Annotated in this window: 7 protein-coding genes; 2 read left to right on the top strand and 5 right to left on the bottom strand. The window is 68.9% G+C overall.

Annotated elements, in window-relative coordinates; genetic code table 11:
* Positions 1-136 precede the first annotated feature (136 nt).
* From BN1186_RS11710 to BN1186_RS11695, 4 genes are all read right to left on the bottom strand, one after another.
* Entirely contained in the window at positions 137-1,669 is a 1,533-nt protein-coding gene (locus BN1186_RS11710) for an aspartate-alanine antiporter-like transporter (RefSeq protein WP_052460250.1), read from the bottom strand.
* Between the two features lie 61 nt (positions 1,670-1,730).
* Positions 1,731-3,197 carry a glutamate synthase subunit beta gene (locus BN1186_RS11705; RefSeq protein WP_040284248.1) on the bottom strand — a complete coding sequence of 489 codons (1,467 nt, stop codon included), beginning with the start codon at positions 3,195-3,197 and terminating at the stop codon, positions 1,731-1,733.
* Positions 3,190-7,719: a glutamate synthase large subunit gene (gene gltB / locus BN1186_RS11700; RefSeq protein ID WP_040284247.1), complete on the bottom strand. Its 4,530-nt coding sequence runs from the start codon at positions 7,717-7,719 to the stop codon at positions 3,190-3,192. Before gltB ends, BN1186_RS11705 begins: the two co-directional genes overlap by 8 nt.
* Before the next feature lie 157 nt (positions 7,720-7,876).
* Positions 7,877-8,374, bottom strand: a complete 498-nt coding sequence (locus tag BN1186_RS11695) for a hypothetical protein (protein WP_040284246.1) — start codon at positions 8,372-8,374, stop codon at positions 7,877-7,879.
* Between the two features lie 104 nt (positions 8,375-8,478).
* Between BN1186_RS11695 and BN1186_RS11690 the strand changes: the two genes are divergently transcribed.
* Positions 8,479-9,312: a sigma-70 family RNA polymerase sigma factor gene (locus BN1186_RS11690; RefSeq protein WP_082031366.1), complete on the top strand. Its 834-nt coding sequence runs from the start codon at positions 8,479-8,481 to the stop codon at positions 9,310-9,312.
* Positions 9,313-9,342: 30 nt separating this feature from the next.
* Entirely contained in the window at positions 9,343-9,888 is a 546-nt protein-coding gene (locus BN1186_RS11685) for a hypothetical protein (RefSeq protein WP_040284244.1), read from the top strand.
* 208 nt (positions 9,889-10,096) lie between these two features.
* Here the strand turns inward: BN1186_RS11685 and dnaG are convergent, their stop codons facing one another.
* Positions 10,097-11,944, bottom strand: a complete 1,848-nt coding sequence (gene dnaG / locus BN1186_RS11680) for a DNA primase (protein WP_040284243.1) — start codon at positions 11,942-11,944, stop codon at positions 10,097-10,099.
* Positions 11,945-12,003: the final 59 nt, after the last annotated feature.

The following is a 12,003-nucleotide window of genomic DNA, read 5'->3' as shown; positions in this document are numbered from 1 at the left end:
GGACCCAGCCCCTTCCCCACAGCGACCCGGGCGGTGGTTACACCAGCAGACATGCTGCAGCGGTGTCGACACTGCTCGCTGCGCTCGCAGGCTCAACCAGCGTCGCGGGGCGCGACGCTCAGGGCCAGCCGATGGGTCAGTCGAGTGCGGCGATCACCTGGACGGCGAGGATCTTGGCGATAATGCCCAGGGCGAAGAGTGCCGCGTAGCCGGCCTCGATCCGGTCGTCGTCGACGCGCTCGTTGGCGAAGGCCAGGATGGCGGGCTGGCCGATGTAGCCGGCGAAGCCCCCGGCGGCGCGCGGGGCGGACAGACCCATCGTGCGGGTGCCCGCCATGAAGGCGATCGCCGAGGCGGCCACGATGGCCGCGGCCAGGGCGCCTGCGCGCACGCCGGTGCCGGTGAGGGCCTGCTCGGCGAACATGGGGCCCGATGCCAGGCCCACCGTCGCGAGGAACAGCAGGAGGCCGAGCTGCCGGATGGTGAGGTTCACCGACAACGGGATCGACCAGAGCAGCGGGCCGGTGCGGTGCATCGCGCCGAGGATCATGCCGACCACCAGGGGGCCGGCAGCGGGGCCCAGCGAGAAGTCGATGCCGCCCGGCAGCGGGATGACCACCGAGCCGAGCAGCAGGCCCAGCACCAGGCCGAGGCCGAGCGCCAGGGCGTCGACCTCGGAGACCTTGCGCTCCGAGTCCCCGAAGAAGGTGCCGATCGTGTCAAGATCGCGCTGCGGGCCCACCGCGAGGACCCGGTCACCGGGCTGCAGGACCAGGTCATCCTTGGCCAGCAGGTCGGCGTCGCCTCGACGCACGCGGGTGATGACGCCCCCGAAGCGACCCGGCAGGTTGAGCTGCGCCACCGAGCGCCCGGCGACGTGGTCCGACGACACGACGAAGCGGCGGAAGTCGACGGAACCGCGGTCGGTGGTGAGTTCCTGTTCCATGCGGGTCCCCAGGAAGTCGATCGCCCTGCCCACGGCCTTCGGAGAGCCCACCACCAGCACGCGGTCCCCCGGTTGGAGGTCTTCGCCGGGCGAGAGCACCCGCGTGTGACCGTCGCGTACCAGGTAGCTCATCTTGATCGCCTCGTCGGACCAGCCCGGCACCCCGCGCAGCGGCGTGGTGCGGTCCACCGCGACGGATTCGGCGACGATGCCCTCTGCGTTGGCCGAGGGCTCGTCCTTGCGGCCCGGCCACTTGCGTGGCACGACGATGGCCACGACGATGATCGCCAGCACCACGCCGACGGGGTAGCCCAGCGAGTAGCCGACTCCGGCGTCCGCGCTGCCCGTGGCCTCCGTGGCTGCGGCCAGCGCCGGGGTTGAGGTCAGGGAGCCGGCCAGAACGCCGGCGATCATCCCCGGGCTGAGCCCGAATGCCCGGCCCGCCAGGATGGCCAGCACCGTGACGACAGCGACCACCCCGATCGCCAGCCCCATCAGCGGCAGTTGCCGCCGCAGGTCCGCGAAGAACGTCTCCCCTGCCGCGACGCCGACGGTGTAGACGAACAGCGCCAGGCCCAGCGTCGAGATGTTGCCGAGGTTCTCCCCCAGCGCCGGTTCGACGGCGCCGAGCGCGAGACCGACGAACAGGGCGCCCGCTGCCCCGAACCGCAGAGGGCCGAACGGGATGATGCCCACGGCGGCGCCGAGCGCCACCACGAGCATGATCGTCAGGAGAGGGGAGGCAAGCAGCAGATCGAGCACGACCTCAGGGTAGTCCTCCCCGCTAGACCAGCAACTGGCGCACCTCGGGGCCGATCGGGCGCGGCAGCTTCGACGAGCCGCTGAGGTATTCGTCGACCCCGCGCGCAGCGGAGCGACCCTCGGCGATGGCCCACACGATCAGCGACTGGCCGCGACCCGCGTCGCCGCACGCGAAGACGCCGGGGACGGAGGTCTCGTAGGACTCATCGCGTTGGATGTTGCCCCTCGCATCGAGGGCGAGCCCCAGTTCCTCCACCAGGCCGGCCTGCTGGGGGCCGGTGAAACCCATGGCCAACAGCACCAGTTGCGCCGGGATCTCGCGCTCCGTACCCCCCACGGGCTCGAACCTGCCGGCCTCGAAGCGCACCTCCACCAGTTGGAGGCCACTGACGCGGCCCTCGTCGTCGCCGACGAAGCGGTTGGTCGAGACCGCGTAGACGCGCTCGCCGCCCTCCTCGTGCGCCGAGGAGACCTTGAACGTCATCGGGTACGTCGGCCACGGCTGCCCGGCGGGGCGAGCCTCTGGAGGCATCGGCATGATCTCCAACTGCGTGATGGAACGGGCGCCCTGCCGGATGGCAGTGCCCAGGCAGTCGGCGCCGGTGTCGCCGCCGCCGATGATCACCACGTCCCTACCCTCGGCGGTGATCTGATCCTCGACGACCTGCCCCAGGGCAGCCCGGTTCGCCTGCGGGAGGTACTCCATCGCCTGGTGGATTCCCGCAAGTTCGCGGCCGGGGACGGGCAGGTCGCGCGCGGCGGTGGCGCCGATGGCCAGCACCACGGCCTCGTACTGGTCGCGCAGGTCCGCGCCGCTGATGTCGACGCCGATCTCCGCCCCGGTCTTGAACTGCGTGCCCTCCAACACCATCTGCTTGATGCGGCGGTGGAGGACCGACTTCTCCAGCTTGAACTCCGGGATGCCGTAGCGCATGAGCCCGCCGATGGCGTCGGCCCGCTCGTAGACCACGACGGTGTGCCCGGCTCGGGTGAGCTGTTGAGCGGCAGCCATGCCCGCCGGGCCGGAGCCGACGACGGCCACGGTCTTGGCGGTGTGCCATTCGGGTTGCTGCGGCACGACGCGCGAGTCGTCCCACGCCTTGTCGATGATGGCGACCTCGACGTTCTTGATCGTCACCGCATCCCGGTTGATGCCCACCACGCAGGCGGTCTCGCACGGCGCGGGGCACAGCCTTCCGGTGAACTCGGGGAAGTTGTTGGTGGCGTGCAGGCGCTCCAGGGCCGGCTGCCATTCGTCGCGCCACACCAGGTCGTTCCACTCGGGAATGAGGTTGCCCAGGGGGCAGCCGTTGTGGCAGAACGGGATGCCGCAGTCCATGCAGCGGCCCGCCTGCTTCCCGATGATGGGCAGCAGCGCCCGCCCCGGTGTGCCCGGGTAGACCTCGTTCCAGTCGTTGATCCGCTCCTCGACGGGGCGGCGTGCGGCCACTTCGCGCGGAGTGGTCATGAATCCCTTCGGATCAGCCATGAGCGGCCTCCATCATCATCTCGGTGATCTCTGTCTCGTCGGCGCCGTCGGCCAGTGCGGTCGCCTGGACGGCCATGACGCGGGCGTAGTCGCGCGGCTCCACCTTGGTGAAGCGCAGCTTCAGCTCGTCGTCGGCGAGCGCCAGCAGGCCGTCGGCCACCAGCGAGCCCGTTTCCTCGCGGTGTTCGGCGAGCAGTTCACGGATGCGGGCGATGTCGCCGTCAGCCGGGTCGACGGGGTCTACCAGTTCGGTGTTGAGGCGCAGCGGATTGAGGTCGAGCACCCAGGCCACGCCGCCGGACATACCTGCGGCGAAGTTGCGGCCGGTGCCGCCCAACACGAGTACCTCGCCGCCGGTCATGTACTCGCAGCCGTGGTCACCCACGCCCTCGACGACGGCGGTGGCGCCGGAGTTGCGCACGCAGAACCGCTCGCCCACCCTGCCGCGGAGGAACAGCTGGCCCGAGGTGGCGCCGTAGGCGATCACGTTGCCGGCCACGATCTGCTCCGCGGGATCGAACGAGACGTCCGAGGGCGGCGTGACGATCAGCCGCCCGCCGGAGAGCCCCTTGCCGAAGTAGTCGTTGCTGTCGCCGATGAGGCGCAGCGTCACCCCCCTGGGCAGGAACGCGCCGAAGCTCTGCCCGCCGGTGCCGGTGAGCGTGAACTCGATCGTGCCGGGCGCCAACCCCAGCCCGTCGGTCGCCTTGGTGACCTCGTGGCCCAGCATGGTGCCCACCGTGCGGTCCACGTTGCGCACGGCCAGGGAATGGCGAACCTGCTCGCCTCGGGTCAACGCCGGCTCCGCCAAGCGGATCAGTTCAACGTCGAGCTTGGCGTCGAGGCCGTGGTCCTGCGTGGTCGTGCGGTGCGGCTTGGCGCCGTCGGGCAGTTCGATCCGCTGCAGGACGGGTGCCAGGTCGAGGCCCCGTGTCTTCCAGTGGCCCACCGCCCTACCCACCTCAAGGAGGTCGACGCGGCCGACGGCCTCCTCGATGGAGCGCAGGCCGAGCTGTGCGAGCAGTTCGCGCACCTCCTGCGCGATGAACTCGAAGAAGTTGACCACGTGATCCGGGTCGCCGTGGAACTTGCCGCGCAGTTCGGGGTTCTGCGTGGCGATGCCCACGGGGCAGGTGTCCTTGTGGCACACGCGCATCATGATGCAGCCCGAGACCACCAGCGGCGCAGTGGCGAACCCGAACTCCTCCGCGCCCAGCAGGGCGGCGACCAGTACGTCGCGGCCGGTTTTGAGCTGCCCGTCGCACTGCACGACGATGCGGTCGCGCAGGCCGTTGAGGAGCAGGGTCTGCTGCGTCTCGGCCAGGCCGAGTTCCCAGGGTGCGCCCGCGTGCTTGACCGAGGTGAGCGGCGCGGCGCCGGTGCCGCCGTCGTGGCCCGAGATGAGCACGACGTCGGCCTTGGCCTTGCTGACCCCCGCGGCGACCGTACCGACGCCCACCTCGGAGACGAGCTTGACGTGCACGCGGGCCGAGGGATTGGCGCACTTGAGGTCGTGGATGAGCTGCTTGAGGTCCTCGATCGAGTAGATGTCGTGGTGCGGCGGCGGCGAGATGAGGCCCACGCCCGGCGTCGAGTGGCGGGTCTTCGCCACCCACGGGTACACCTTGGGCCCCGGCAGTTGGCCGCCCTCACCCGGCTTGGCACCCTGGGCCATCTTGATCTGGATGTCTTGGGCGTAGGTGAGGTATTCGCTGGTCACGCCGAAGCGACCGGAGGCCACCTGCTTGATGGCGGAGCGGCGCGCGGGATCGTGGAGTCGCTCGGAGTCCTCGCCGCCCTCGCCCGTGTTCGACTTCGCGCCCAGGCGGTTCATGGCCACGGCCAGCGTCTGGTGGGCCTCCATCGAGATGGAGCCGTAGCTCATGGCCCCGGTGGAGAACCGCTTGACGATCTCGCTGACCGGCTCCACCTCGTCGATGCTGATCGGCTCGGCGGCTGCGAACTCCATCAGCGAGCGCAGCGTCATGATCCGTGCCGAGTTGTCGTTGACCAGCGCGCTGTAGCGCTTGAAGGCTGCGTAGTCGCCGGTCGAGGTTGAGTGTTGGAGCCGGAAGACGGTTTCGGGGTCGAAGAGGTGGGGCTCACCCTCGCGGCGCCACTGGTACTCCCCGCCCACGAGGAGGTCGCGGTGCGCCAGCGGGATGCCGTCTGCAGGGTAGCCCTGCAGGTGGCGCGCCTTGATCTCCGCGGCGATGTCGTCGAGGCTGAGCCCGCCGAGCCGGCTGGTGGTGCCGGTGAAGTAGCGCTCCACCACATCGTGGCTGAGGCCGACGCATTCGAAGATCTGGGCGCCGGTGTAGGAGGCGATGGTGCTGACCCCCATCTTGCTCATCACCTTCAGCACGCCCTTGGCCAGCGCCTTGGTCACGTTGGCGATGGCCTGCTCAGGGGTCACGTCCACGTAGACCTCCCGCCTGGCCATGTCCTCTGCGGACTCGAACACCAGGTACGGGTTCACCGCCGCGGCGCCGTAACCCAGCAGGAGCGCCACGTGATGCACCTCGCGCACGTCACCGGCCTCGACCACCAGACCTGCCTGCGTGCGGGTCTTCTCCCGCACGAGGTGGTGGTGCACCGCGGCGGTCAGCAACAGCGAGGGGATGGGGGCGAGCTCCGCCGTTGAGTGGCGGTCCGACAGCACGATCGCCCGGGCGCCGCCGCGGATGGCGGCCGAGACCTCATCGCAGATCTCGTCGATCTTGCGCGCCAACGCACGCCCCCCGCCGGCCACCTTGTAGAGGCCGCGCACCACGTGGGTGGTGTAGCCCGGCACGTCGTCGTCCTGCCCGAGCCGCACGATCTTGGCGAGCTGCTCGGAATCCAGGATGGGCTTGTTCATCATGATCATCCGCGCGGCCTGCGGCACCGGCTCGAGGAGGTTGCGCTCCGGGCCGATCTTGGCGGTCAGGGACGTCACGAGCTCCTCGCGGATGGCGTCGAGCGGCGGGTTGGTGACCTGCGCGAAGAGTTGCTTGAAGTAGTCGAAGATCAGCCTCGGCCGGCTGCTCAGCACCGCGATCGGGGCGTCTGTGCCCATCGAGCCGATGGCCTCCGAGCCGGCGTTGGCCATCGGCGCGATGAGCGCGCGCAGCTCCTCGTGCGTGTACCCGAAGACCTGCTGGCGCCGGGTCACGGAGGCGTGCGAGTGCACGATGTGGGCGCGGCTGGGCAACTCGTCGAGCAGGATCTTGTGCTCGGCGACCCACTGCCCATAGGGATGCTCGGCGGCCAGCTCGCCCTTGATCTCGTCGTCGGAGACCACGGCGTGACGCTCGAGGTCCACCAGCAGCATGCGTCCGGGTTGGAGGCGGCCCTTGCGGACGACGTCTGCGGGCTCAATGGGCAGGACGCCGGCCTCGGACGCGAATACCACCAGGCCGTCGGCCGTCTCCCAGTAGCGTCCCGGGCGCAGGCCGTTGCGGTCGAGGCAGGCGCCGATCACGGAACCATCCGTGAACGTCATGCAGGCGGGACCGTCCCAGGGTTCCATGATCATCGAGTGGAACTCGTAGAAGGCGCGGCGGGCCTCGTCCATCTCCTCGTGCTGCTCCCACGCCTCGGGGATCATCATCAGCACCGCGTGGGGCAGGGAGCGCCCGCCCAGATGCAGTAGCTCGAGTACCTCGTCGAACGAGGCCGAATCTGAGCCATCGGGGGTGCAGATCGGGAAGATCCGGCTGAGCGAGCCTGGAATCTTGTCGCTGGTCAGCAGCGCCTCGCGGGCCCGCATCCAGTTGCGGTTACCGCGGACGGTGTTGATCTCGCCGTTGTGGGCGATCATCCGGTACGGGTGGGCCAACTCCCAGGCCGGGAACGTGTTGGTGGAGAACCGGGAGTGCACCAACGCCAACGCGGAGGTGATGCGCTCGTCGTGCAGATCGGGGAAGACCTCCTCGAGCTGATCCGTGGTGAGCATCCCCTTGTAGACCAGGGTGCGCGAGGACAGCGACGCGAAGTAGACACCCACCTCGTGCTGGACGCGGCGGCGCAGCACGAAGGCGAACCGGTCCAGCTCGATGCCCGCCTGGTCCTCCCGGCCCTTGACGATCAGCTGCTCGAAGTGCGGCATCGCGCCCAGCGAGATCGGCGAGAGCGTGCCGGTCTCCACGGGGACCTCGCGCCAGGCCACCACGTCGAGCTCCACCTCGTCGGCGATGGCGGCGATCTGCTCCTTCGCGGTGGCCCGCTCAGCGGCGTCTGTGGGCAGGAAGGCCATCCCGACGGCGTACTCCCCCGCCTCGGGCAGCTTGGCGTCGACGACCTCCCGCAGCCAGGCGTCGGGCACTTGGACGAGGATGCCCGCGCCGTCGCCGGCGGCTTCATCGGCACCGGTGGCGCCCCGATGGTCCAGGTTGCGCAGCGCCTCCAGGCCCTTGGCGACGATGCTGTGCCGCGGCACGCCGTCGAGTTGCGCCACGAAGGCCACGCCGCAGGCGTCATGCTCGTTGACGGGATCGTAGAGGCCGACCTTCTCGCGGTGTGGGAACACACTTCTGTTCATCGCGGACCTCCTGGGTGCTGGGCATGCCACCACCGGCTCCCGGTGGCCGTGAGAAACAGTAGGTTCCGCCCGAGGCGTCCGGCAACGCGTTTCGGGCCCGTGCGACAGAGCGTAAAAAGCTTGTAACGCAACCGAAACGAAAACCGGCGCAGGGGCCTCAGAAGTACTCGGAGCGGAGCCGATCAGTCTCGGCGACCACCGCGGCGCGGGTGCGCGGATCGTTGAGGTCCGCACCGCCCGAGGGCACCGCGTACCAGTGGGTCTCCGGCTGCGGAGACAGGTCACGCCTTCCGATCACCTGCACCACGCCCCGAGGGCTGGCGTCCACGACGGTCTGCACGAGGGTGGAGGCCAACACCCGCTCGCGGAACGCCTCCGGCACGCGGTTCTCCTCGGAGAGGTGCGTCTCGTGACGCTCCCCGTCCATGGTGCGCCACTGGAAGGTGGCGGTCTCCGCGTTCCAGGAGCCGCCTGCCACCTCCTCCCACCGCCAGACCGACCACTGGCCGTCGCGCTGCAACGCCAACTCTTCCCGGGTGACGGCGAGCACCACGGCGTTGTCACCCACCCCGTGGGCAAGGACACCGGGTTTCCTACCGAGGTGGGCTTCAAGGCCGCCGAAGTCGACGCGGGTGGGACGGGTGAAGAAGGCCATGGCCCCATTGTGCCCTGTGGAAAAGAAGTGTTGTCCGTTCATACTTATCCACAATCGCCCGTGAGCACCGGACCGCGGGCGGTTGGGCCACCACGCTGGTGACCATGATGATTCCAGATCTCGAACTCCCCCATGTCACGATCGGCCCCGGCGAGGACGCGGAGTTGGCCCGCGCCGTCGAGGCCGGGCTCTACGCGGCGCACCTGATCGATGAAGGATCCCAGGACACGCGGCTGGCGCAGGTCGTTGAGCGCGGGCGCTGGGCCGCCGAGCGGTTCGCCTGGGTGGGCATCCGCATGGCGATCAAGTACGCCCGTCGCGCCTCCTATCTCTCGGGGCTGCCGGAGGATGACCTGTTCCAGGATGGTTGCGTGGCGGTGGCCGAAGCCATCAGACGCTTCGACCACACCCGCAGCTTCCGATTCACCACCTTTGTGCACGAGTACCTCGTGCGGGAAATGGCCGACGGGGCCCGGCACCGGATAGGTCATCCATCCGTCAGCCGCGCTGATCGACGCTCGGCGCGACAGGTGCTGCGGGAACTGGAATCGCACGGCGTGGAGCCCTCCGAATCCGCCGTCGACGCCGTGGTCCGCAGGACCGGCCTGTCCCCCACGGCCACGCAGCGCGGCAGGATCAAGCTGGTGGCCCTCGACGTGGAGTTGATGGCCGAGGGTTCTGGCTACGAGCACACGGCGGAGACCAGCGTCGACTTCCTGGCGCTCCTCCTCCCCCGGCACAGGCAGGTGCTGCAACTGCGGTTCGGTTTGAAGGGCCCTGCCCGGACCCTCGCGCAGATCGCGGAGATCATGCACGCGTCGCCTTCGACGGTGTCGCGCTGGCAACAGGAGGCGCTGGAGGCCGCACGCAACCTGCTCGCGGGCGAACGCACGACGACGGCTGCGGCTTACCGGGACGCGCGGGTCGTCGCCGGATGACTGCTCCCCTGTCGCACTACCATCCTCGGTATGGACCGACAGATTCTGGCCGCCGAACTGGCCGCAGTGCAGGACAAGCGCAAGAAGGCCATCCGGCTCTACTCAGGGATCGCCTTGGCGGTGATACTGCTGACCGTGGGCGCCTTCTTCCTCATCGACCCCATGGTGGGGCTGCTCGCGCTGCTCGTCTTCGTGGTGGTCCTCGGCCTCGTCTTCGGCATCATGTGGCTCATCCAGCGCGGCATCAGCCAGACCGGTCCGGCCCCGAAGACGGTGGTCTCCTACGCCCAGATCCACACGATGCGGCCGGCAGGCGACGCGTGGGCCGCCGCCTGCCAGCACCTCCAGTTCTCCGCCATCCCGTTCCACCAGTCAGGCCCCACCACGCTGACCGCGGGCAAGGGCATGGATCTGCTCTCGTGGGGCAGCACGCATCTGATCGACGTACGACCGTCGGCAGACCATCCGGGGCACACCGTCGTGACGGTGCTGGGGTACCCCGCGATGCCGACGACCCTGGTCGACTACGGGCGCTCCGCCAAGGTGAACAACGCGATCCTCGCGGCGGTGGCCTGACCCGTCAGTGGTCGATGGCTCCGCCTGCGCCCGCTCCGGTCATCGAGCGCACCTCCATTTCGGCGGGAACCAGGCGAAGTCCACACGAGCATACGGCCTTGGGACATGGTTCTCCTGAAGGTCGGCGAGACTACGTTGTCTCGACATCAAGAGAATATGAGCAGAGTCGGTGAGCGAAAGCAAAGCCCGTCTTGAATGGCGGACAGCCTCAGGCTAGGCCCACCTGCAGCAGTTGCTTGCGCTTCATCTCCAGCTCGGTGAGGTGGGCGAACTGCGAACGGTGCCCGCTGGGGTCCTCCAGCGGATCTGTGCGCTGCAGCTTGGATTTGAGATCTGCGATCTGCCGCGTGACCCGCTTCAACCGCAGCCTCGCAGTGTGCATGAGCGAATATGTCTCATCCGGTTCCCGCAGCAGCGGCTCGACGAGGAGCGCCACCACGAGTTGTGCCACCAGGTCGTTGGGGGCACCGGCACGCACCCTGTCGGTCCAGTTCTCGCCGAACTCGACGCTGGCCAGGAGGCGGAACACCGCCCGGTAGCCGGGGTGGGTGAAGTCCTCCTCCTCCACCGAGTTCCAGGCGGTGTCGAACGTGACGGGGTGTTGGAGCATGAGCTTCAGCGAATCGCGCTCCAGCCTGAGGTGGGGGTCAGTGGGGTTGGGCCATGCGGACTCGACGGCGGGCTCCAGCGCCTCCTCGGGCGGCGGCTCCGGCGCGTGGTCACGGCCCGCTCCCCCGCCGCGGCGGCTGAAGCGTGCTGCCTCCCTGCGCACGTCGTCGAGGTCCATGCCGAGCACCCCGGCGAGTTCCCGGAGGTACTGGTTGACCAGCGACTGGTCCCGGATGGCGCTGATCAACTCCGCGCCCTCCCGGGCCGCAGCGAGCCTGCCGTCGACCCGGTCGAGGTCGTAGCTCTTGGCGATATTGTTCATCACGAACTGGTACAACGGGATGCGCCGCGCCACGAGTTCGCGGACGGCGGCCTCTCCCTCCTGCATGCGCAGATCACACGGGTCGAGACCCGTGGGTTCGATGGCCACGTAGGTCTGGGAGATGAAGTTCTGATCGCCCTTGAACACTTTGAGGGCCGCGGCCTGTCCGGCCTTGTCGCCGTCGAAGGTGAAGATCACCTCGCCGTGCAGGCCGCCATGGGAACCCATGAGCCGCTGCAGCAGGCGGGCGTGATCCTCCCCGAAGGCGGTGCCGCAGGAGGCGACGGCGGTGTCCACGCCGGAGAGGTGCGCGGCCATCACGTCGGTGTAGCCCTCCACCACCACAGCCTGCTGCTTGCGCCCGATCGCTCGGCGCGCCAGGTCCAGCCCGTACAGGACGTGGGACTTCTTGTAGACCGGGGACTCAGGGGTGTTGATGTACTTGGCCGGCAGCCGGTCGTCGTCGTAGATCCGCCTCGCGCCGAATCCCAGCACGGCCTGGGCGGAGTCGCGGATGGGCCACAGGACTCGGCCGGTGAAGAAGTCGCGCCCGCCGTCGCGGATCAGACCCGCGGATTTGAGCACGTCGTCGGTGAAGCCCTTGGCCTTCAACGTCTGGTGTAGCGCCCAGCCGTGGCGGGGGGCGTATCCCACCATGAACTGTTGCGACACGGCGCGGTCGAAATCGCGGCCGTGCAGGAACCGCCTGGCCTCGATCGCCTCCGGGGACTCAAGTTGGTCGGCGAAGAACTGTTGGGCGGCCTCGTTGGCCTCGAGGACGCGCTTGCGCAGGCCGGGTGGTTGGCCGGGCGAGCCGTCGTCGTCGATGCGCAGTTCGATCTGGAAGCGGTCTGCCAACATCTGCACGGCCTCGACGAAGCCCAGGTTCTGCTGGCGCATGAGGAAGTTGATGACGTCGCCGCCCTCGCCGCAGCCGAAGCAGTAGTAGAAGCCGCGCGACGGGGTCACCGTGAAGCTGGGCGTCTTCTCGTCGTGGAACGGGCACAGCCCCTTGAAGGAGCCTGATCCGGCGTTGCGCAGCATGACATAGTCGCGTACCACGTCGTCGATCCGGGCACGCTCGCGGACAGTTGCGATGTCCTCCTCGTTGATCCGCCCAGCCACGGGGCAACTCTAGCCGGTGTCCCCCCCGCAGCCGAGCTGTCACCTCAATCACAAGGAAC

It is taken from the genome of Tessaracoccus massiliensis, from assembly GCF_000826065.2.
Classification (GTDB): Bacteria; Actinomycetota; Actinomycetes; order Propionibacteriales; family Propionibacteriaceae; genus Arachnia; species Arachnia massiliensis_A.
The sequence above is the reverse complement of the archived record's forward strand: the minus strand, read 5'-3'. Positions and strand labels throughout refer to the sequence as shown.

Excerpts from the sequence above, each read along its gene's own strand:
- BN1186_RS11705 (WP_040284248.1), bottom strand. The coding sequence starts at position 3,197 with ATGGCTGATCCGAAGGGATTCATGACCACTCCGCGCGAAGTGGCCGCA.
- BN1186_RS11690 (WP_082031366.1), top strand. The coding sequence starts at position 8,479 with ATGATGATTCCAGATCTCGAACTCCCCCATGTCACGATCGGCCCCGGC.
- BN1186_RS11685 (WP_040284244.1), top strand. The coding sequence starts at position 9,343 with ATGGACCGACAGATTCTGGCCGCCGAACTGGCCGCAGTGCAGGACAAG.
- gltB (WP_040284247.1), bottom strand. The coding sequence starts at position 7,719 with ATGAACAGAAGTGTGTTCCCACACCGCGAGAAGGTCGGCCTCTACGAT.
- BN1186_RS11710 (WP_052460250.1), bottom strand. The coding sequence starts at position 1,669 with ATGCTCGTGGTGGCGCTCGGCGCCGCCGTGGGCATCATCCCGTTCGGC.
- BN1186_RS11695 (WP_040284246.1), bottom strand. The coding sequence starts at position 8,374 with ATGGCCTTCTTCACCCGTCCCACCCGCGTCGACTTCGGCGGCCTTGAA.